16 protein-coding genes, 3 pseudogenes and 1 riboswitch are annotated in these 21525 nt (G+C 71.1%); of the genes and pseudogenes, 12 read left to right on the forward strand and 7 right to left on the reverse strand.

Features of this window, described 5'->3' with window-relative positions:
* Positions 1-230: 230 nt before the first annotated feature.
* The 7 genes from ACIDOCELLA78_RS95565 to ACIDOCELLA78_RS95595 all read left to right on the forward strand — a co-directional run bounded on the left by ACIDOCELLA78_RS95565 (position 231) and on the right by ACIDOCELLA78_RS95595 (position 5882).
* Positions 231-704, forward strand: a complete 474-nt coding sequence (locus tag ACIDOCELLA78_RS95565) for a transcriptional regulator GutM (protein ID WP_201729733.1) — start codon at positions 231-233, stop codon at positions 702-704.
* 56 nt (positions 705-760) lie between these two features.
* Positions 761-1300, forward strand: a complete 540-nt coding sequence (locus ACIDOCELLA78_RS95570) for a PTS glucitol/sorbitol transporter subunit IIC (RefSeq protein ID WP_201729734.1) — start codon at positions 761-763, stop codon at positions 1298-1300.
* Positions 1301-1321: 21 nt separating this feature from the next.
* The gene (locus tag ACIDOCELLA78_RS95575; RefSeq protein ID WP_201729735.1) at positions 1322-2335 is read left to right on the forward strand and encodes a PTS glucitol/sorbitol transporter subunit IIB; all 1014 of its coding nucleotides are present in this window, start codon (positions 1322-1324) and stop codon (positions 2333-2335) included.
* Positions 2336-2344: 9 nt separating this feature from the next.
* The gene (locus ACIDOCELLA78_RS95580) at positions 2345-2728 is read left to right on the forward strand and encodes a PTS glucitol/sorbitol transporter subunit IIA (protein ID WP_201729736.1); all 384 of its coding nucleotides are present in this window, start codon (positions 2345-2347) and stop codon (positions 2726-2728) included.
* Between the two features lie 208 nt (positions 2729-2936).
* On the forward strand, positions 2937-4073 hold the full coding sequence (locus ACIDOCELLA78_RS95585; RefSeq protein ID WP_201729737.1) for a DUF563 domain-containing protein: 1137 nt from the start codon (positions 2937-2939) through the stop codon (positions 4071-4073).
* Positions 4070-4882: a hypothetical protein gene (locus ACIDOCELLA78_RS95590; protein WP_201729738.1), complete on the forward strand. Its 813-nt coding sequence runs from the start codon at positions 4070-4072 to the stop codon at positions 4880-4882. Before ACIDOCELLA78_RS95585 ends, ACIDOCELLA78_RS95590 begins: the two co-directional genes overlap by 4 nt.
* A 127-nt stretch (positions 4883-5009) precedes the next feature.
* Positions 5010-5882, forward strand: a complete 873-nt coding sequence (locus ACIDOCELLA78_RS95595; protein WP_249676740.1) for a methyltransferase domain-containing protein — start codon at positions 5010-5012, stop codon at positions 5880-5882.
* 18 nt (positions 5883-5900) lie between these two features.
* Here the strand turns inward: ACIDOCELLA78_RS95595 and ACIDOCELLA78_RS95600 are convergent.
* From ACIDOCELLA78_RS95600 to metE, 3 genes and pseudogenes are all read right to left on the reverse strand, one after another.
* Positions 5901-8260: pseudogene (locus ACIDOCELLA78_RS95600) on the reverse strand (xanthine dehydrogenase family protein molybdopterin-binding subunit).
* A gap of 105 nt (positions 8261-8365) precedes the next feature.
* The gene (gene araD, locus ACIDOCELLA78_RS95605) at positions 8366-10096 is read right to left on the reverse strand and encodes an L-arabinonate dehydratase (RefSeq protein WP_201729739.1); all 1731 of its coding nucleotides are present in this window, start codon (positions 10094-10096) and stop codon (positions 8366-8368) included.
* A 145-nt stretch (positions 10097-10241) separates the two neighbouring features.
* Positions 10242-12551 carry a 5-methyltetrahydropteroyltriglutamate--homocysteine S-methyltransferase gene (gene metE / locus ACIDOCELLA78_RS95610; protein WP_201729740.1) on the reverse strand — a complete coding sequence of 770 codons (2310 nt, stop codon included), beginning with the start codon at positions 12549-12551 and terminating at the stop codon, positions 10242-10244.
* A gap of 102 nt (positions 12552-12653) precedes the next feature.
* Positions 12654-12889, reverse strand: a riboswitch (cobalamin riboswitch).
* A 110-nt stretch (positions 12890-12999) separates the two neighbouring features.
* On the opposite strand from metE, the gene ACIDOCELLA78_RS95615 reads away from it, so the two are divergent.
* Both ACIDOCELLA78_RS95615 and ACIDOCELLA78_RS95620 read left to right on the forward strand, forming a co-directional pair.
* A complete protein-coding gene (locus ACIDOCELLA78_RS95615; RefSeq protein ID WP_201729741.1) occupies positions 13000-13446 on the forward strand; it encodes an OsmC family protein in 447 nt (148 codons plus the stop codon).
* A gap of 193 nt (positions 13447-13639) precedes the next feature.
* On the forward strand, positions 13640-14461 hold the full coding sequence (locus ACIDOCELLA78_RS95620) for an IclR family transcriptional regulator C-terminal domain-containing protein (RefSeq protein ID WP_201729742.1): 822 nt from the start codon (positions 13640-13642) through the stop codon (positions 14459-14461).
* 34 nt (positions 14462-14495) lie between these two features.
* Here ACIDOCELLA78_RS95620 and ACIDOCELLA78_RS95625 read toward each other — a convergent pair whose 3' ends face one another.
* The 4 genes from ACIDOCELLA78_RS95625 to ACIDOCELLA78_RS95640 all read right to left on the reverse strand — a co-directional run bounded on the left by ACIDOCELLA78_RS95625 (position 14496) and on the right by ACIDOCELLA78_RS95640 (position 19192).
* Positions 14496-15062, reverse strand: a complete 567-nt coding sequence (locus tag ACIDOCELLA78_RS95625) for a hypothetical protein (protein WP_201729743.1) — start codon at positions 15060-15062, stop codon at positions 14496-14498.
* 127 nt (positions 15063-15189) lie between these two features.
* A complete protein-coding gene (thrS, locus tag ACIDOCELLA78_RS95630) occupies positions 15190-17112 on the reverse strand; it encodes a threonine--tRNA ligase (RefSeq protein ID WP_201729744.1) in 1923 nt (640 codons plus the stop codon).
* A gap of 11 nt (positions 17113-17123) precedes the next feature.
* Positions 17124-18053, reverse strand: coding sequence for a glycosyltransferase family 9 protein (locus tag ACIDOCELLA78_RS95635; protein WP_201729745.1), 930 nt, complete (start codon positions 18051-18053; stop codon positions 17124-17126).
* On the reverse strand, positions 18053-19192 hold the full coding sequence (locus tag ACIDOCELLA78_RS95640; RefSeq protein WP_201729746.1) for a glycosyltransferase family 4 protein: 1140 nt from the start codon (positions 19190-19192) through the stop codon (positions 18053-18055). The genes ACIDOCELLA78_RS95635 and ACIDOCELLA78_RS95640 overlap by 1 nt, the downstream gene beginning before the upstream one ends.
* A gap of 70 nt (positions 19193-19262) precedes the next feature.
* Between ACIDOCELLA78_RS95640 and ACIDOCELLA78_RS95645 the strand changes: the two are divergent.
* The 3 genes and pseudogenes from ACIDOCELLA78_RS95645 to speE form a co-directional block, all read left to right on the forward strand.
* Positions 19263-19990: pseudogene (locus tag ACIDOCELLA78_RS95645) on the forward strand (alpha/beta hydrolase).
* A gap of 192 nt (positions 19991-20182) precedes the next feature.
* Positions 20183-20647, forward strand: a complete 465-nt coding sequence (gene speD, locus ACIDOCELLA78_RS95650; protein WP_201729747.1) for an adenosylmethionine decarboxylase — start codon at positions 20183-20185, stop codon at positions 20645-20647.
* 69 nt (positions 20648-20716) lie between these two features.
* Positions 20717-21525 (forward strand): annotated as a pseudogene (gene speE, locus ACIDOCELLA78_RS95655) (polyamine aminopropyltransferase); the annotation flags it as partial.

A 21525-nucleotide genomic window follows, 5' to 3' on the forward strand; every position in this document is an offset into this window, starting at 1 on the left:
GCTCTCCGTGCCAATTCCCGCCGGAATTCCTGCCGCTCCCGCAGGGTGGACCGCAAATCCACAATTCTGTTAATAAACTTCTTGACTTAAAAATAAACAAATGTTCGTATCGCGCGTCGGGGTCTCGCCATCACTGGCCGGCGCCGCACCAACCAACACGCTGGACGATCCCCGCCCGCCGGGCGGGGGAACGGCGGCGACACAGGGAGAAAAGTCGTGAGGATGCTGTCATGACGAATCTGTTCCACGGCCTTGGCGTGCCGTCCTGGACAGGGCTGATCGCGGTGTTCGCGGTCGTCTGGCTGCTGCAGATCGCCGGCACGGCGTGGCAGATGAAGCACTACCAGAAAGTGATGGGCGAGATCATCGGCCGGTGGGCGGATGGCGCGGTCGGCGTCGGCAATGCCCGGTCGCGGCTCGGCAAGGGGCTGATCCTGATCGTCGTGGTCGGACCGGACGACATGGTGCGCGAGGTGCGGATGATGGAGGGGCGCTCGATCTTCGCCCGCTTCCGCCCGCTGGAGCGCGCCGCCGGGCGGCGCCTTGCCGATCTCGCGGCGGATGCGCCGGCCGGCCGCGCCGGCAACGGCTTCCGCCTCGCCGCGCGCCGCGCCGCCGAACAGGTCGCCCGCGCCCGCGCCCGCGCGTGCGCCGTGACGTCCGCCGGCCCCGGTCTCGCCCTGCCCGAAGCGGCTGCGGCGTAAAGCTCCGGCGGGCCGGCGCGGCCCGCCCGGACATTCAGCAACAAACGAGGAAGTCCATGCACGTCCTGACCCCCATCACCGCCGCGGCGAGCTGGTTCATCGGCCTGTTCCAGGCCGGCGGGAAAGTTTTCGTCGCCTATGTCACCGGCATCATCCCGACGCTGGTGGTGCTGCTCACCGCCTTCTACGCGCTGACGGCACTCGTCGGCGAGGACCGGATCCACAATTTCGCCCGCTTCGCCGGCCGCTACGCGGTCACCCGCTACACGCTGCTGCCGCTGCTCTCGCTGCTCTTCCTGACCAACCCGATGGCCTACACGTTCGGCGTGTTCCTCGAGGAGAAGCACAAGCCCGCCTTCTACGATTCGGCGGTTTCCTACTGCCATCCGATCACCGCGCTGTTCCCCAACGCCAATGCCGGCGAGCTGTTCGTCTATTACGGCGCGCTCGCGGGCATCCAGAAACTGCATCTGCCGGTCGGCGAACTCGCGGTGCGGTATTTCCTCGTCGGGCTCGTGGTGATCCTGATCCGCGGCGTCGTGACCGAACGCATCACCCTTTTCCTGGCGCGGCGCCAGGGCATCGAACTCGGCTGAGCCGGCGAGGAGGATAACCACATGTCGAACAGATCCGAATACGCCTCCGTCCGCGTCGAGGCCGGGCCCGGCGGCTGGGGTGGCCCGCTGGTGATCACCGCCAGCGCCGAGCGCAACAAGATCGTCGCCATCACCGGCGGCGGCATTCCCGAGGTCGCGCGCGAGCTGGCGCGGCTGACCGGCGGCGAGGCGGTCGACGGGTTCCGCATGGCGCCGCCGGAATCCGAAATCGCCGCGGTCGTCATCGATTGCGGCGGCACGGCGCGCTGCGGGGTCTATCCGCGCAAGCGCCTGCCCACCATCAACCTCACCCCGGTTGGCCAGTCCGGCCCGCTCGCGCAGTTCATCACCGAGGATATCTATGTCTCGGGCGTCACCCCGCGCTCGCTGCACCCGCTCGACGGCGCCGCCCCCGCGGCGCCAGCGCCGGCGCGCCAGCAGGCCGCGCAGATGAGCCCCTTCGAGATGAGCGCCGCCCGCGCCGCCCAGACCGGCGATGCCGGCGGCTTCACCGGCTTCATCGCCCGGATCGGCCGCTTCATGGGCATGGTGGTCGGCATCCTGTTCGCCTCCGGCCGCAAGTCGATCGACCAGGTGGTGCGCAACATCCTGCCCTTCATCGCCTTCGTCACCATGCTGGTCGGCATCATCGACGCGACCGGCCTCGGCAAGGTGATCGCGCATCTGCTCACCCCGCTCGCCGGCAGCCTGCCCGGCCTGCTGGCGCTCTCGGTGATCTGCGGCCTGCCGTTCCTCTCGCCGGTGCTCGGCCCGGGCGCGGTGATCGCGCAGGTGATCGGCGTGCTGGTCGGCACCCAGATCGCCGCCGGCAATATCGGCCCGCAATTCGCCCTGCCGGCGCTGTTCGCCTATGACACGCAGGTGGGGTGCGACTTCGTCCCCGTCGGCCTGTCGCTCGGCGAGGCCGATCCGAAGACGGTGCAGGTGGGCGTACCCGCGGTGCTGCTCAGCCGCCAGATCACCGGCCCGATCGCCGTGCTGATCGCCTGGGTCGCCAGTTTCGGCATGTATTGAGGAGCGGCGATGACCATACTCTACCGCAGCCGGATCGGCGATATCGGCCCCGAAGTGCCCGATCTTCTCGAAGGCGGGGTGCTGATCTTCTTCCGCGCCGGGGTGCCGGCCGAACTCGCCGAGGTTTCGGTGCTGCATACGCCCGACATCGAGCTGCCGACGCCGCCCGGCATCGGCGCCACCGTGCGGATCGGCGATCAGCGCCTCGCCATCACCGCGATCGGCGACAAGGCGTGGCAAAAGACGATCGAACTCGGCCATCTCACCCTCAGCCTCAATGGCGCGGCCACCGCCGAGCGGCCCGGCGAGATCTGCGTGACCGGCGCGAGCCCGGCGGATCTCGCCGCCCAGCTCGCCCGCGGCGCCACGCTCGAGGTGATCGCCGCCGGCTGAACATGCATGGCCTTCCGGGTGCGCGCGCCCCGGAAACCCTGCCGGTTCCGCAGGAGCGGGACAGACTTTCAGGCGGCCGCATGGCCGCCTGTTTTTTTACGGCTGCAACCTTGGCGTGAGGCTTGCCCTGCGCGCCCGGCAAGACCATTCTCGCGTTGCAATGAATCAAGACGATACTGGCCCTCATATCTCGTTCGGCCGGCTTGCCGTGTCCGACCTCCCGGCGGTGGCGCCGTTCGCCCGGTTTCGCGAGGCGGTGCACGCGCCGGATGGGCCGGAGGTGCTGTTCCGCCATGCGCCCGATCATGAGGTCGTCCAGCAGCCGGACGAGCTGGCCCGCGGGCGGACGGTGTTCGGCGCCGAGACGCCGGCCGGCCGGGACGCGCGGGCGGGGGCGGCGGCCGTGCACCGGTTCCGGCGTCTGTCCAGCATCGTGCTGAATGACGCGATCCTGGCGCCGCGTTCGATGGCGGTGGCGAGTCCGGCGCGTGGCCTGCTCGACACCGCGCTGGACACGCCGGCCGTGCGGCAAAGCCGGCTTTCCGCGGTTGACCCGGATTTCAGCGAGGCCGGGCCCGACACCTGGCGGCTGTTGCGACCGGTGCCGGGCATCGGGCAGACCATTCTGCCGGTCGGCGGCGCCAGCGCCTCGAATTACGGCGGCTTCCTGTTCGAGGGGCTGTGCGGCGCGCTGCTGCATCACGAAACCCTTGGCCCGGGACTCGCCCTCGCCGGACCGCCGCTGGCCACCTGGCAGAGGGACATTCTCGCCCTGCTCGGCCTGGGTGACGCCCATCTCGCGTTGCGGCGGCCGACCCGGTTCCGCAAGATCGTGACCACCGACCTGACCGCCTGGACGGCGAGCGAGCCCAATCCGCTGGCGCGCACCGTCTTCGACCGGATCCGCGCGGTGCTGCCGGCGGCGGCCGGGCCGCGCCGGGTGATGCTGCGCCGCGGCGCCGGCAACCGGCGGCAGATGCGCGAGCGCGAGCGGATCGAGGCGATCGCCGGGCAGTTCGGCTTCGACATCGTCGATCCCGCGATGCTCCCGGCGGCGGCGCAGGCGCAACTCTTCGCCGGCGCCACCGCCGTGATCGGCGAGACCGGAGCGGGTCTCGCCAATCTCGGCTTCTGCGATCCCGAGACCAGGGTGCTGGAAATCCAGCCCGATTGCCTGCCGGATGGGCGGGCCCGCGCCGCCTGCCACCTGCTGGGGCTGCACTGGCATGTCTTTTTCGGCGTGGCGGATGGCGAGGCGGGTGCGGCGCCGGGGGGCGGGTTCGGCTATGCGGTCGATCCCAACGCCTTCGCCGCGACGCTCGACCGGGTCTTCGGCGCGCCATGACGGGCGCCGCGACACCCTTCGGCCTCCCCCTCGCGCATGCGCCGGAGGGGATGCTGACGAGCAGCGAATTCAGGGATGCGACGATCTTCGCCCAGCCTTTCGGCCTGATCGACGGCAACGGGCGGGTGGTGATCGGGCCGGTGGCCGCAACGCCGCCGCTCGGCGCCTCGGCGGCGCGGGTGGTCGCGCTGGAGGCCGGGGCGGCGGTGCCGCTCGGGCGGTTTCTCGGGCCGGCCCTGGCCTGCGGGTTGATCGGCCGGCGCGTGTCCGGCGGGCTGAAACTGGCCGGTCCCGCCCTGACGCCGGCGCAGCGCGGCGCGCTCGACATGCTCGGCCTCGACGGGGCGCATCTGCCGTTCGACCATCCGTTCACCTTCGCCGGGGTGATCGCGACGCTCGGCCCCGCGCGCGATGCCGGCGCCTCGCGGCTGATGCGCATCGGGATCGATGCGCTGCGTTTCACCGTCGAACCCTATCCCCATGCCGAGCGGATCGCGCTGGTGCGGCCCGGCCCGTTCGCCGAACTTCTGGCGTCGCGCGGTTTCGCCCGGCTCGACCCGTTCACCATGCGGATCGACGACACGCCGCTCGGCCTGCCCGATCTCGTCGCCATCCTCGCCGCGGCGCGCGTGGTCGCGATCGACCAGGCGGCGGAAGCGCCGCTGCTCGGGTTCTGCGATCCGGGCGGTCTCGTCATCGCCTTCGGGGCCGCCGTGCCGCCCGCGCGGGGCTGGGCGGCGCTGGGCATGCTGCGCTGCCGGCCGGCCACATCCGACGAGGCCGGGCTCGACACCGCGCTCGCCGGCTGAGCCGGATGTAGAAAATCTCCGGCGCGAGGCCGGATCTTATGCAATCATTAATCTGTGCCGCGCATGATCCCGGGTGCGGCACGGCCCGGTCCGGCGCCAGCCTCGACATTTCGGCCCGGGAGGGAGTGTGACGACAGATCATGCGGCGATGACGGCCTGGGCGGAGCGGTTCGCCCGGGCGACGGCAACGGTGCTGCCGCAGGCGGGCGATCTCGCCTGGCTGCTGCGCCAGAGCGTGCACACGCATTTCCAACGCCTTGCGCTGCTGCCGGTCTTTGGCCTGACGCAAGCGCCGCTGCGGGTGCTGGATGTCGGCGCCGGCACCGGCGCGATGTGTCTCGATCTCGCCTGGGCCACCGGCGGCGCCGCGCGCCTCACCGCGATCGATCACGATGCGCATGGCCTCGCGCTGCTGCGCGACATGGCGGGCCAGCTCGGCTGCAGCATCGAGACCCGGCAGGGCGACGCCTATGCGCTGCCCGCCGCGCCAGGGAGCCAGGACCTGACCCTGTGCCGCTTTCTGTTCCAGCATCTCGAACGCCCGGCCGACGCGCTGCGCGAGATGATCCGCGTCACGGCGCCCGGCGGCCGGGTCGCGGTGATGGATGTCGATGACGGAGCCTGGATCTCCTGCCCGGACGAGGCGCCGGAGATGCAGCGGCTCAACGATGCGGTCCGCGCGTTGCAGGCCTCGCGCGGCGCGGGCCGCCTGGTGGGCCGGCGGCTCTACGGCCTGTTCCGCGCCGCCGGGCTTGCCGAGGTGCAGGTGCTCGCGGTGCCGCGCGTCAGGCTCGGCACGTCCTATGGCCGCAGTGCCGAGGTCGAGGCGCATCAGAAGGATTTCTACCTCAACCAGCGCGACCGCCTGATCGCCGCCGGGCTGATCGACGCCGAGGGGTTCGACGCGGCGATGCGCGCGCTCGAGGCGAGTTTCGCGCGCGACGAGTTCGGCTTCGCCTGCGAGTTCATCGCGTTCGGGCGGGTCGCCGCGGCGGGCTGAGCCGCCCGCGCGCCGCGGTCATCCCGCCGCCCGGATCGCCTCCCACACGCGGCGCGGGGTCGCCGGCATGTCGATATGCGCGATGCCGAAGCCGGACAGCGCATCGGCCACCGCGTTCATCACCGCCGGCAGGCTGCCGGCGCAGCCGGCCTCGCCGCAGCCCTTGACGCCGAGCGGGTTGGTCCGCGCCGGCACCGGGTGGCTGGCGAAGCCGATTCCCGGCACCGCGCCCGCCCGCGGCAGCGCATAATCCATGAACGAGCCGGTCAGCAGCTGGCCGGCCTCGTCATAGGCGACCAGCTCGTGCAGCGCCTGGCCGATCCCCTGCGCCACGCCGCCATGCACCTGGCCGGCGACCAGCAGCGGGTTCACCAGCACGCCGAAATCGTTGACCGTGTGATAGGCGACGACCTCGATCACCCCGGTGTCGGGGTCGAGCTCGACCTCGGCGATGTGGCAGCCATTGGGGAAGGCCGAGGGCACGCCGCGCGTGACATGGCCGACATCGAGCGTGGCGGGCACGCCCTCGGGCAGGTCGCCGGCGGCGCGCAGCCGGTCGGCGAGGTCCATGATGCCGATGCCGAGATCGGTGCCGGCGACGCTGAAGCGCCCGTGGGCGAATTCGATGTCGGCCTCGCCGGCTTCGAGCAGATGGGCGGCGGCGCGGCGGCCTTTCTCGATCACGAGGTCGCCGGCTTCGAGAATGGCGGCGCCGCTCTGCATGATCGAGCGCGAGCCGCCGGTGCCGCCGCCGGCGAGGAGCTGGCTCGAATCGCCCTGCACGAGGCGGATGCGCTCGAAGGGAATGCCGAGCTTCGCGTGCAGCACCTGGGCGAAGGGGGTGGCGTGGCCCTGGCCGTAATCGAGCGTGCCGGTGACGATCGTCACCCCGCCATCGGATCGAAGCGGATGCCGCCCATCTCGGGGCTCGCATCCGCCGTCACCTCCAGATAATGCCCGATGCCGCGCCCGCGGATGCGCCCGCGCGCCGCACTCTCCGCCCGCCGCGCGCCGAACCCGTCCCAGTCCGCCGCGGCCAGCGCGCGGTCGAGGGTGGCGGGGAAATCGCCGCTGTCATAGGTCAGGCCCGAGGGGGCGCGATGCGGGATCGCCTCCGGGCGGATCAGGTTGCGCCGGCGCAGGTCCAGCGGATCCAGCCCCAGCTCGCGCGCGGCGGTCTCGACCAGCCGCTCCATGTAGTAATTGCCTTCCGGCCGCCCCGCGCCGCGATAGGCGCCGACCGGGGTGGTGTTGGTGAAGACGCTGCGGCTGGAAACCTCGATCAGCGGCGTGCGGTAGACGCCGACGAAGTTCTTCACCGCGTTCACGGTCGCCGGCAGCAGCACCACGTTCGAGAGATAGGCGCCGAGATTGGCGAACCCGGTCAGCCGGGTCGCGAGGAAATTGCCCTCGGCGTCGAGGGCGAGTTCGGCCAGCATCTCGTGGTCGCGGCCGTGGCTGTCGGAGAGGAAGCTGCCGGAGCGATCGTCGGTCCATTTCACCGGGCGGCCGAGTTGCTTCGCGGCCAGCAGGGCGCAGACATATTCGGGATAGCACGAGGCCTTCATGCCGAACGAGCCGCCGACATGGCCGGACAGGACGCGGACCTGCTCCTTCGGCACGCCGAGCACGGTGCAGAGCAGCCCGCGCATGTTGACCGCGCCCTGGCAGCCGAGCCGCAGCACGTAGCCCTCCGCCGGATCGAACTCGCCGATCGCCGCGCGCGGCTCCATCGGGGCGACGATGACGCGGCTGCTGCGCAGGGTCAGGCGGGTGACATGCGCGGCCCGGGCGAAGGCGGCGGCGACGGCCTCGGCATCGCCGAAATGATAGTCGAGCACCAGGTTTCTCGGCGCTTCGTCGTGCAGTTGCGGCGCGCCGGGGGCGGCGGCCTCGCGCGCGTCGGTCACCGCCGGCAGCGCGTCGATCTCGGCCAGCACCGCCTCGGCCGCGTCGCGCGCCTGCTGGAGCGTTTCGGCGACGACGAAGGCGATCGGGTCGCCGACATACCTGACCCGGTCGGTCGCCAGCGCGAACTGCCGGGGTTTCGGCGTGTCCGACCCGTCGCGGTTGCGGCTCGTGGCGGCGGGCATCGGGCCGAAGCCCGACGCCGCGATGTCGGCGCCGGTGATGATGGCGGCAACCCCGGGCATCGCCGCGGCGGCCGCGGTATCGACGCCGCGCAGGATGCCATGCGCGATTCCGCTGCGCACGGCGACGCCGTAGAGCTGGCCTGGCCGGTCGAGATCGTCGGTATAGCGTCCCTCGCCGCGGAGCAGCAGCGGGTCTTCGCGTCGCGATACCGGCTGGCCGATCGCGAAGCGCCCGGCGGCCGGCGCGCGGTCCAGCCCTTCCGGCTGGCGGAGGATGCGGGTCATGCGGAATGTCCTTCGAAGAACGTCAATAGGGTTGCCCCTTATGTTCGGCCCGGGCGGTTCCGGCGCAAGGGGCGGTTCCGTGAAACCGTCGCGGCGCGCCGCCGGTCAGTGGATCTCCGGCTCGGCGATCGTTCCCGGCCGGGCCAGCACGTCGAAATCGCAGCCGGTATCGGCCTGGCCGATATGGGCGGCGAAGATCGCGCCGTAGCCGCGCGGGAAGCGGGGCGGCGGCGGCGTCCACGCCGCCCGGCGCCGGGCGAGTTCGTCGTCGCTCAGCCGCACGTCGATCCGCCGCGCGGCGACGTCGATGGCGATGACATCGCCGGTGCGGATCAGCGCAAGCGGCCCGCCGATGAAGGATTCCGGGGCGACATGCAGCACGCAGGCGCCATAGCTGGTGCCGCTCATTCGCGCGTCGGAAATCCGCAGCATGTCGCGCACGCCCTGGCGGAGCAGCTTCACCGGGATCGGCAGCATGCCCCATTCCGGCATGCCCGGCCCGCCCTGCGGCCCGGCATTGCGCAGCACCAGGACGTGATCGGCGGTGACGTCGAGTTCGGGATCGGCGACGGCTTTCGCCATCGCGTCGTAATCATCGAAGACCAGCGCGGGGCCTTCATGCTTGAGCAGGTGCGGCGCGGCGGCGGAGGGCTTCATCACGCAGCCGCCGGGGGCGAGATTGCCGCGCAGCACCGCGAGACCCTCGGCGCGGGAGACCGGATTGTCCAGCGGACGGATCACGTCGTCGTTCCACACGCTGGCGCCGGCGATGGCCTCTCCGAGTGTCGCCCCGCTCACCGTGCGGGTCGCGAGATCGAGCCGGTCGGCGATGCGGGTGAGAAAGGCGGGCAGGCCGCCGGCATAGTAGAAATCCTCCATCAGGTATTGGCCGGAGGGGCGGATATTGGCGAGCACCGGCACGCCGGCGGAGAGCGCGTCGAACCGGTCGAGATCGAGGTCGATCCCGGCGCGGCGGGCCATCGCGATCAGGTGGATGATCGCGTTGGTCGAACCCGCGAGGGCGGCGCTGGCGACGATCGCGTTCTCGAAACTCGCCTTGCTGAGCAGGTCGGCGGGGGTGATGTTTTCCCAGACCATCTCGACGATCCGCCGCCCGGTCGCCGCCGCCATGCGGGCATGGCGCGAATCCGGCGCCGGGATCGAGGTCGCCCCCGGCAAGGTGAGGCCGAGCACCTCGGCGAGCGAGGTCATCGTCATCGCCGTGCCCATCGTCATGCACACGCCGTCCGAGCGGGCGATGCCGGATTCCATGTCTTCCCATTGCGCGTCGGAAATGTTGCCGGCGCGCTTCTCGTCCCAGTACTTCCAGACATCCGAGCCCGAGCCGAGGATGCGCCCGCCCCAGTCGCCGCGCAGCATCGGCCCGGCGGGCATGAAGATCGCCGGCAGCCCGGCGCTGATCGCGCCCATGATGGTGGCCGGCGTGGTCTTGTCGCAGCCGCCCATCAGCACCGCGCCGTCCACCGGCAGCGAGCGCAGGCTTTCCTCGACCTCCATCGCGAGCAGGTTGCGATAGAGCATCGTCGTCGGCTTCACGAAATTCTCCGGCAGCGCCATCACCGGAATCTCGACCGGAAAGCCGCCCGCCTGCAGCACGCCGCGGCGGATCGCCTCGACGCGCTGGGGGAAATGGCCGTGGCAGTGGGCGAGGCCGCTCCAGGTGTTGACGATGGCGATGACCGGCTTGCCGGCGTAATCCTCGGGCGCGTGGCCGAGCTGCTTGATCCGCGAGCGATGGCCGAAGCTGCGCAGGTCGGACGCCCCGAACCAGCGATGGCTGCGCAGCTCCTCGGGCGTCTTGCGCGGCTTGGTCATCGTCGTTCTCCTCGCGTGCCGGCGCCGCGCGGCGCGGTGCCTTCGCACTTTTCTGGAGTCGCGGCGCGCGGGATGCAAGCCCGCCATTGCAAGTGGATGCAAGCCCGCCCTGCCGGCGTGGCCGTGCCGGCAGGGCGGCCGGGCGTCACGCCGCCGCGGCCTCGGCCCGCAGCCGGCGCGCGGCGCCGACCAGGTTTTCCAGCGCCGGCACCACCTCGCGCCAGTTGCGGGTCTTGAGCCCGCAATCCGGGTTCACCCAGAGCTGCTCGTCCGCCAGCTTTTCCCGGGCGAGGCGGAGCAGGGCGAGGATTTCCGCCTCGGGCGGAACGCGCGGGCTGTGGATGTCCCACACGCCGGGGCCGATTTCGGCCGGATAGGCGTGGGCGCCGTCGCGGGCGAAGGCCTCCAGCAGGTCCATCCGGCTGCGCGCGGTCTCGATCGAGATCGCGTCCGCGTCCATGGCGGCGATGGCCGGCATGATGTCGTGGAACTCGGCGTAGCACATGTGGGTGTGGATCGCCGTGTCGTCGCGGACCGCGGCGGTGGCGAGGCGGAAGCAGGACACCGCCCAGCGCAGATAGGCGCCGCGATCGGCGTCGCGCAGCGGCAGGCCCTCGCGCAGGGCCGGCTCGTCCACCTGGATGATGGGCAGGCCGGCGGCATCGAGATCGGCCACCTCGTCGCGCAGGGCCAGCGCGATCTGGCGGCAGACGGCCTCGCGCGGCAGGTCGTCGCGGACGAACGACCATTGCAGCATCGTCACCGGCCCGGTCAGCATCCCCTTCACCGGGCGGGCGGTGAGCGACTGGGCGTGGCGCGCCCAGCGCACCGTCATCGGCCGGGGCCGCGCGACATCGCCCCAGATGATCGGCGGGGCGACGCAGCGGCTACCATAGGACTGCACCCAGCCATGCCGGGTGAAGGCGAAGCCGTCGAGCTGCTCGCCGAAATACTTGACCATGTCGTTGCGCTCGAATTCGCCATGCACCAGCACGTCGAGCCCGATCCGTTCCTGCACGCGGATCGCATCCTCGGTCCAGGTCGCGATCGCTTCATCGTATGCGGCGGCGCTGATCTCGCCGCGGGCGTGCGCCGCCCGGGTCCGGCGCACGCCGGCGGTTTGTGGCAGCGAGCCGATCGTCGTGGTCGGGAAGGCGGGCAGGTCGAGGCGCTGGCGCTGCAAGGCCCGCCGCGAGGCGTGCGGCAGCGCGCGGGATTCCATCGCCGCTGTCGCGGTGAGCAGCCGGGCGGCGACGTCCGGCCGGTGGACGCGGGCGCTTTCGGCGCGGCTGCGGCGGGCCGCATCGGCGATCTCCAGCGCCTCGGCGATCGCGCTCTCGCCCTCGTCGAGGCCGCGGGCGATGGTGGCGATCTCGGCGAGTTTCTGGGTGGCGAAGGCGAGCCACGGGCGGATCGCCGGGTCGAGCCGGTCTTCCTGCGCGAGATCGACCGGCACATGCAGCAGGCTGCAACTCGGCGCGATCATCAGCCGCTCGGTGCCGCCGAGCGCGCGCACCGCCTCGCGCGCGGTGGCGAGGGCGGCGCGCAGATCCGCCCGCCAGACATTCCGCCCGTCGATCAGGCCGAGCGAGAGATGGCGCGCCGGGCCGATCGCAGCGAGGGTGGGCGCGAGATCGGCGCGGCCGCGCACGAGGTCGAGATGCAGGCCGGCGACCGGCAAAGCGAGCGCCGTGGGCAGGTTGTCGGCCATCGGCGCGAAATAGCTCGCGAGCAGCAGGCGCGGCGTGGCGCCGCGGGCGAGGGTTTCATAGGCAAGGGTCAGCGCCGCACGGGCCCGCCCCGAGAGGTCGAGTGCCAGAACCGGCTCGTCCATCTGCACCCAGGCGCAGCCCTCGGCGGCCAGTTCCGCCAGCACCTGCGCGTAGCAGGGCAGCAGGCGGGCGAGCAGGTCGAGCGGGTCGGAGCCGTCATCGGTCTTGGCGAGCAGCAGGAACGAGACCGGGCCGAGCAGCACCGGCCGGGTGCGGCGGTGGCCGGCCAGCGCCTCGCGGAACTGCTCCAGCGGGCGGTTGGCGGTAAGGGTGAAGCGCTGCCCGGCGGACAGACGGGGCACGAGGTAGTGATAATTCGTGTCGAACCACTTGGTCATTTCGAGCGCGGGCAGGCCGGACGGCGCATCGTGCCCGCCGGCGCCGCGGGCGAGGGCGAAATAGGTCGCGAGCGACACCTCCCCCCCGCGCCAGCCATAGCCCGGCGGGATGGCGCCGAACATGCAGGCGGTATCGAGCACATGGTCGTAGAGCGGGGCGTCGTTGGAGGGGATGTGGCCGATGCCCAGCCCCTGTTGCAGCGCCTGGGACTCGGCGCGCAGCGCCCTCGCGGCATCGCGCAGGGCGGTTTCGGACAGCTCGCCCGCCCAATGCGCCTCAAGCGCCGCTTTCAGCTCGCGCCGGCGGCCGATGCGGGGAAACCCGAGATTGGTGGCGATGCTCATGCGCTCTCTCCCTGGCGAGAGAGGGGACGCGCGCGGCAGGCGCTGCCGCTGATACGTGCAGTCATGGGTCGGCTCCGGCTTCCGGTGCACCCCGCCCGGCAGCATGGTTGGTGCGACACCGGCAGGTCTCCTGGCTCGCGGCTCGACGCTGGTGGCCCTGCCTTCCCAAACCGGTTCGGGTTCAGTGGCTCGCCCTTGCGGGGCGGACGGACCACCGGCTCGCCGCTGACAGTTGCGGGGGCAGCCATCGACTTGCTTCCGGGACAATGAAGCCCGGCCGAAGCGCACGATGTTCCCTTTTCACCCGCTCGCGCGGGACCGGTGACCGGACTGATATGCCGGCTTGGGCCGCGCGCGGCAAGGGCGGGCTGTCGGGCGTGGCCGGATGGCGCTCTGGCGGCGGCGGCGCGCCGGGTGCAGATTGGGGGGACAGAAGGAGACATGGACCATGGCCGACACGCACGAGATCGTCCTGCGGCAGATCGAGAATTTCCGGTTCGAGACCACATTCGCCGGCGCCTTGCCGACGCTGGTCTCCGACGAGCCGCCGCCGCTCGGCGGCGGGGCGGGGCCGGAGCCGGTGCAGCTGCTGCTCGCGGCGGTGGGCTCGTGCATGTCGTCCAGCTTTCATTTCGCGATGACCAAGTTCCGCGAGACGCCGGGGACGATCACCACCACCGCGCGGGCGACGGTGGACCGCGACGAGACCCGGCGGTTGCGGGTGCAGGCGATCCATGTCGCCATCGGTTTCGCCGCCGAGGCGGGAACGATCGGGCATTTGCAGCGGATTCTCGACCAGTTCGAGCAGTTCTGCACCGTCGGCGCCTCGGTCGCGCGCGGAATCCCGATCGAGGTGAGCGTGACCGACGGCAGCGGCGCGAGGGTCAAGGGCTGAGGCGGCAACGGAGCGAAATCAGTTTGTTACGAGCCTGGCTTCGCGCGAGTTGTCCACAGAAATCTGAATAAGCCTGTGGACAAGCGCGGGGGGAATCCGCAAGCTCGCGCTCCGCGTGCGGCAGGTTAACGATTTTCGCCCCGCGCGCCCCGGCATCTTGCATCCGCAGGGGACATGTGCGCAGAACGCACGAATGCCCAGTGCCCCAGACGAGACCGTTGCATCGCCCCTGCCGCGCCCGAGCGTGACCAACCCGCGCGACCACGTGGAGAGTTTCGCGCGCGGGCTGGCGATATTGTGCGCCTTCGGGCCGGAGCGGCCGAAAATGACGCTGTCGGACGCCGCCCGCGTCACCGGGTTGCAGCGCTCGGCGGCGCGGCGGTTTCTGCTCACGCTGTGCGACCTCGGCTATGCGGTGCAGACCGAGCGGTGGTTCACGCTCACGCCGCGGGTGCTGGAGCTGGGCTATGCCTATCTCGGCAGCCTGCGCTTTCCCGAACTCATCGAACCCTATCTGACCGGGCTGACCCAGCGGCTGGGCGAATCCAGCTCGGCGGCGGTGCTGGACGGGACCGACATCGTCTATGTCGCGCGGTCGGCGGCGCCGCAGCGGCTGATGGCGCTCTCGCTCGGGGTCGGCACGAGGCTGCCGGCGCATGCGACCTCGATGGGCCAGGCGCTGCTCGCGACGCTGAGCGACGACGAGGTGCGCGCGCGGTATGGGCGCGGGACGCTGCCGGGCTTCACGCAGGCGACCATCACCGACCCGGCGCTGCTGCTCGACCGGCTGGCGGCGGTGCGGCGGGACGGATTCGCGCTCAACGACCAGGAGCTGGAACTCGGCCTGCGCTCGGTCGCGGTCGCGGTGCCGGGCAAGGGGTCGCGGCAGGCGGTGGCGCTCAATGTCGCCACCAACGTGGCGCGGGTGTCGCATGACGAGGTGATGCGCCGCATCGTGCCCGCGATCCGCGAGGCGGCGGCGCAATGCGCGCGGGCGGTCGCCCTGCTCGGCTGAGCGGGGACGCCGGCTGAAGGGCGGCGGAACCGGATTACCAGCATGGCGGGCCGCGCGGGCGCTCGCGCCGGCGCAGCCAGGCGGGCGGGCGGAAGCGGCGCGGCAGTTTCGCGTCCGCCTCGTCGGCGCGGGCTTGTGTGGTTTCGGGTTTGGGGCGTCGCTTGCGCGGGCGCTGGGGCAGGCGGAGCGCGGCCGGGAGCTTGAGGCCGAGGGTGCGGCAGAGCGGGCGGAGGATGCGGCCGAAGCGCGGATCGGCGGCGATGCGGCGCTGCAATTCGGGTTCGGCGAGCAGGGCGCGGAGCTGGCCGGCGGCGGCGACGGCCTCGGGGACCGGCGCGAGCAGCCAGGCGGGGCGGCGGGGCAAGGCGAGCCTTGCGCGATCCACCGGCCGGCGCTCGCGGTGGCGAGTGGGACGCGGACGCGGAGCAGAAACCTGGTTATCGCAGAGGCGGATCAAAAATGTGGCGTAGCGGCGTAGGCGGGTCCAGAGCAGGATGGTGAGGGCGCCGCTCTCGGGGCCGAAGACGCCGGCCGCGCCGCGCCGCGCGACGGCGTCGCACAGCGTGTCGATCAAGGCGCGGAAGCGGCGGGCGACATCCATGAACGGAACAAGAACATATTTGCCCGGGGGTGGGCAATGTTTTTGCTCCCCGCTGCTCCCGTTCGGGCGTCGCCTGTCCCGCACGGGCGGGCGGAGCAACAAAGGAGCAAAAAACTAGCGCAGGAAACTAGCGCAGGTCGGGCGGGGTGGCATCTGCCTTGAGGGTGGCGATGGCCTCGTCGAGGGTCATGCTGTCCTGCTTGTCGGAGCCGAGGCGGCGGATCGAGACGGTTTGCTGCTCGGCCTCGCGGCGGCCGACGACGAGGATGTTCGGCACCAGAGCGAGCGAGAGGTCGCGCACCTTGGCGTTGATCTTCTCGTTGCGGGTGTCGGTGACGACGGCGAGGCCGGCGGCCTTGAGTTTCGCCGCGACCGTCTCGGCATAGTCGTTGGCGTCGGTGACGATGCTGGCGACGGCCGCCTGGGTGGGGGCGAGCCAGAGCGGGAAGCGGCCGGCGCAGTTCTCGATCAGGATGCCGATGAAGCGCTCGAAACTGCCCACGATCGCGCGGTGCAGCATGACCGGGCGGGCGCGGCCGGATTCGGCGGTGACGTAGGAGGCGTCGAGCCGCTCGGGGAGGACGAAATCGACCTGGAGCGTGCCGCACTGCCAGTCCCGCCCGATCGCGTCGCGGAGGACGAATTCGAGTTTCGGGCCGTAGAAGGCGCCCTCGCCGGGATTGACGGTGAAGGCGACGCCGGCGGTTTCGCAGGCCGAGCGGAGCGCGGCCTCGGCCTTGTCCCACACCTCGTCCGACCCGGAGCGGGGGGTCGGGCGGTCGGCGAATTTCACCGCGAAATCGGGGAAGCCGAAATCGGCGTAGACGCGGCGGAGCATTTCGACGAAGCGGACGGTTTCGCCGGCGATCTGGTCCTCGGTGCAGAAGATGTGCGCGTCGTCCTGGGCGAAGGCGCGGACGCGCATGATGCCGTGCAGCGCGCCGGAGGGCTCGTAGCGGTGGCAGGCGCCGAACTCGGCCATGCGCAGCGGCAGCTCGCGGTAGGAGCGCAGGCCGTGATTGAAGATCTGCACGTGGCAGGGGCAGTTCATCGGCTTGACGGCGAGGACCTTGTCCTCGTCCTCGACCTCGGCGATGAACATGTGGCTGCGGTAATTGTCCCAGTGGCCGGAGGCTTCCCAGAGCTTGCGGTCGAGCAGCTGCGGGGTGCGGACCTCGATATAGCCGAATTCCTCCTGGCGGCGGCGCATATAGGCTTCCACCGTGCGGTAGAGGCGCCAGCCCTTCTCGTGCCAGAACACGCTGCCGACGGCTTCCTCCTGCATGTGGAAGAGGTCCATCTGCCGGCCGATCTTGCGGTGGTCGCGGCGCTCGGCCTCCTCGAGCTGTTGCAGGTGGGCGTCCAGCTCCTTCTGGTCGCGCCAGGCGGTGCCGTAGATGCGGCTGAGCATCGGGTTGCGGTGATCGCCGCGCCAGTAGGCACCGGCGACCTTGGTGAGCCTGAAGGCGCCGCCGATATCGCCGGTGCCGCGCAGATGCGGGCCGCGGCAGAGATCGAACCAGTCACCCTGGCGGTAGATGGTGATGGTCTCGCTGGCCGGCAGGTCGCGGATCAGCTCGGCCTTGAAGCGCTCGCCGTGGGATTCGAAGAGGCGGATCGCCTCGTCGCGGTCCCAGACCTCGCGGGTGAAGGGCGCGTTGGCGGCGATGATCTCGCGCATCTTCGCCTCGATCGCCGGCAGATCGTCCGGGGTGAAGGGCTCGTTGCGGAAGAAATCGTAATAGAAGCCGCCCTCGATGGCCGGGCCGATGGTGACCTGCGTGCCGGGGTAGAGCGCCTGCACCGCCTCGGCCATCACATGGGCGGCGTCGTGGCGGATGAGTTCGAGCGCATCGGCGTCGCGGCGGGTGATGAAGCGGACGCTGGCATCGGCGTCGAGGGTGCGGGAGAGGTCGAGCATCCTGCCATCGACCTCCATCGCCAGCGCGGCTTTCGCGAGGCCGGGGCCGATGGAGGCGGCGATCTCGGTGCCGGTGACGGGGCCCGGATAGTCGCGGACGGAACCGTCGGGCAGGGTGATCGCGGGCATTGGGGGCTCCTTCAGGGCGTGGATGAGGGGTGGTTATGCCCATCCTGTGCCGCCGCGGCAACGTCCGCCACCGCAAGGGCGGCGAGATCGGGGCGGCGGAGGATGGCGGGCCAGCCGCCATCTTGGGTGCGCGGGGCGGTCAGCGCGGGATCGGAGGCGCCGCCGAACAGCACGACGCAGCTTGTGCCGAGGGCGCAGGCGAGGTGCATCGGGCCGGTATCGTTGCCGATGGCGAGGCGGGTGCGGGCGAGCACGCCGGCGAGCTGGGGGAGGGTGGTGCGGCCGGTGAGGTCGAGCGTGCCCGGGGCGCGGGCGGCGATGGCGGCGGCGAGCGGGGTTTCGGACGCGGTGCCGAGGACGACGCAGGGGAGGTCGAGCCTTGAAGCGAGGTCGCCGAAGTTTTCCGCCGGCCAGCGTTTTTCCGGCCGGTGCGGGGCGGCGCCGGGGATCAGCGCGACGAAGCGGTCCGGCAGGGGGAGGGGCGGGGCGGCGATCGTCCATGACAGGTCGGGGACCGGCAGGGGCAGGGGGATGCCGGCGGCTTCGAGCTGGGCTGCGAGGCGTTCGCGGGTGTGCAGGCGGTCGCGCGCGGGATCGGCGTGGGGGAAGGCGCAGCCGGGGGCGATGCCGGACCAGGGCGGGCGTCCGGCGAGGCGGAAATAGCGGCTGGAGCGGCCGGAGGTTTGCAGATCATAGACCATCGCGAAGCCGGACAGCGCGCGGCGCAGGCGGCGCAGGCCGGCGAGGTCGAGCGGGCCGGGTTTCGGGTCGATGATCACGCGGTCGAACCAGGGGGCGGCTTCGAGCCAGGGGGCGAAGGGCTTCGTGGTCAGCAGCGCGATGTCGGCATCCGGATGGGCTTCGCGGATGGCGGCGAAGGCGGGGAAGCTGAGGATGATGTCGCCCAGCGCGCCGTGGCGGATGACGAGGAGGCGCGGCATCAGCGCAGCAGCTCGTCATAGACCGCGAGATTGCCGTTCTGCATCGCCGCGATCGAGTAGAATTCGGCGACATAGGCGCGGGCGGCCTCGCCCATCGCGGCGCGGGTCGCGGGCGGCAGGTCGAGGGCGGCGTCGAGGGCGGCGGCGAGGTCGGCGGCGTCGCCGGGTCTGGTGCGCCAGCCGGTTTCGCCGTGGCGGATGGTTTCGCGGGCGGCGCCGTGCTCGGTGGCGATGACCAGGCGGCGCATCGCCTGGGCCTCGACGATGGTGCGGCCGAAGGCTTCCGGGTCGGTCGAGGCGTTCACCACGATGTCCGCCAGCTTGTAGGCGGCGGGCATGTCGGCGCAGTCGCCGGCGAAGAAGACGCGGGGGGTGAGATCGAGCCGGCGGATCGTGGCGACGAGGGCGCGGCGATAGGCCTCGCGCCCCTGGGTGGCGCCGACGAGGAGGAGGATGGCGTCGCGGTGGCGCATGCGGGCGAGCGCCTCGATGGCGACGCGCTGGCCCTTCCAGCCCGTGAGCCGGGCGGGGAGCATGATGACCGGCGCGCCATCCGGCAGGGCCCAGGCGCGGGCGAGGGTTTCCATCCGCCCGCCATTCACCGCGTCGGGCGCGAATTTCGCGCAATCCACCCCGCCGGGGACGATGCGCAGGCGATCCGGCCCGACATGGTGGCGGGCGCGGACGAGATCGGCGATGAATTCGGAGATCGCGATCACCCGGTCGCCGGAGGCCATCACCGCGTTATAGGCGCGCTTGAGCCGGCCGCGCTGGCCGTAGGCGCCGTGATAGGTGGTGACGAAGGGCACGCCGCAGCGCCGGGCGGCGAGGCGGGCGGCGATGGCCGGGGCGCGGGAATGGGCGTGGACCAGGGAGATGCGCTCGGCGCGGATCAGCCGGGCGAGCTGCCTTGCGGCGGCGAGGAGCTTGAACGGGTTGCGGGATTCGAGGTCGATCGCGACATGCCGGCCGCCGGCGCGCTCGACCGCGCGGACCAGACGGCCCGGCTGGCTGGCGACGAAGGCGCGCGCGCCGGTGCGGGCCACCGCCTCGGTGAGTTCCACCACCACCTGCTCCACCCCCCCGGTTTCCAGACGCGGCAGAACCTGTAGAATCGCATAATCGGAGGGATGGCGCATTGTTAACCTTTCTTTCATTGCGCCGATACCATGAGCGGATGGCCAAGGGGAGAGCCCGGTGAACGAGCGGATGGTGCGGGTGGACGCGGCGGGGACCGCGCTGGCGGGGGCGTATCTGCCGGGCGAGGGGAAGGTGGTGGTGTTCCTGCCCGGCTTCGCCTCGGACATGCAGGGCACCAAGGCGCTGTTTCTGCGCGATGAATGCGCCGCGCGGGGCGGGCGATGCTGCGGCTGGATTATTCCGGGCACGGGCAATCGGGCGGGCGGTTCGAGGCGGGGACGATCGGGCGCTGGGCGGCGGATGCCGAAGCCGTGATCGCCGCGGCGGCGCCGGAGCGGAGCCTCGTGCTGGTGGGATCGTCGATGGGCGGGTGGATCGGGCTGCTGCTGGCACGAAGGCTCGGCGCGCGTCTGGCCGGGTTCGTCGGCATTGCCGCAGCGCCCGATTTCACCGCCGAGCTGATGGAGCCCGCCCTCGGCGCCGCCGAGCGGGAGGCGCTGGCGCGAGACGGGATGTTTTTCCTCCCCAACCCCTATGGCGCGCCGACGCCGGTGACCGCGGCGCTGCTGGAGGATGGGCGGCGGAACCTGGTGCTGGGCGGGCCGATTCCGCTCGATGCGCCGGTGCGGCTGATCCAGGGGCAGCGCGACGCCGAGGTGCCGTGGCGGACGGCGCTGCGGATCGCCGAGGCGGTCCGCGGCGCGGATGTGCGGGTGACGCTGGTGAAGGACGGGGAGCACCGGCTGTCGCGCCCGCAGGATCTGGCACTGATTGCGGCGGAGGTGTTTTCGATCTGAGCCGGCTTGCGCCGGCGGGGCCATAACCGCCTTGCATTGCCCCCCTGCGCAGGGGGGGTAAAATTTCATCGAAGAAACCTGAAAAACCCCTTGCAACGCCAGCGGTTTTTCCGCATATGCCGCGCTCTTGGCCCCGGGGGGCGCGGCGCGGTGTCGCGTTCTACAGGCTGTCACTGGTTGAGGGGGTTCGCGATGAACGCACTTGCCCGACTGGGGATGGTCTCGGAAATTCCGAGCGAAAACCAGACTGTTGCTCAGGACGCGATCGACGAGGTCGCCGTGCCGAAGGATTATTTCGTCGAGCGCGACGGCGTGAAATTCGCCGGAACGCATCTGCTCGTGGATTTGTGGGGGGCCGAGAAGCTCGACAGTCCCGAGCTGATCGACGAGACGCTGCGCGAGGGCGCGCTCGCCGCCGGGGCGACGATCCTGCACAGCCATTTCCACCATTTCACGCCGAATGGCGGCGTGTCCGGCGTGGTGGTGCTGGCCGAGAGCCATATCTCGATCCACACCTGGCCGGAGCGCAACTACGCCGCGATCGACATTTTCATGTGCGGCGTGTGCGATCCCTACAAGGCGATTCCGTTCCTGCGCGCGGCGTTCTCGCCGAGCGACGTGCAGGTGGGCGAGCAGCGCCGCGGCGTCACCGCCTGAGGCCAGACCGTTGACGATGACGCACCGCCTTGCCCCCGGCAGGGCGGTGTTTTCGCATGGAGCGAGAGCATGACCGACATGTGGGTGAACGAGACGCTGTATCCGTTCTGGGGCCAGCGCTTCGGGGTGACGCGCGAGCTGGCGCGGACGAAGAGCGACTTCCAGGACATCGCGATCTTCGAGAGCGAGTTTCACGGCAGGGTGATGATGCTGGACGGCGTCGTCCAGATCACCGAGGGCGACGAGTTCGTCTATCAGGAGATGCTGACGCATGTGCCGCTGCTGGCGCATGGGGCGGCGAAATCGGTGCTGATCATCGGCGCCGGCGATGGCGGCGTGCTGCGGCGGGTGCTGATGCACAAGGGCGTCGAGCGGGCGGTGATGGTCGAGATCGACGGCGAGGTGATCCGGCTGGCGAAGCAATTCCTGCCGAAGATCGCGGGCGAGGCCTGGGACGATCCGCGCGCGGAGGTGATCGTCGGCGACGGGATCGATTATGTGAAGACGGCGGCGGATGCGAGTTTCGACGTCATCATCGTCGATTCGACCGATCCGATCGGGGTGGGCGAGGTGCTGTTCACCGATGATTTCTACGCCAATTGCGCGCGCATCCTGACTGCGCGCGGGCTGGTGGTGAACCAGTGCGGCGTGCCGTTCATGCAGGCGGACGAGCTGCGCGAGACCTCGGCGCGGCGGCGGAAATTCTTCCCGCACGTGACCGCCTATGTCGCCGCGGTGCCGACCTATGTCGGCGGGTTCATGACGCTGGGCTGGGCCGGCAAGGATGCCGAACTCACCCGCTGCCGGCGGCGACGATCCGCGAGCGGGCGGCGGCCGCGGGGATTCTCGGGACCACGGACTACTGGTCGCCGGAGATG

The sequence above is a fragment of the Acidocella sp. C78 genome, from assembly GCF_907164655.1.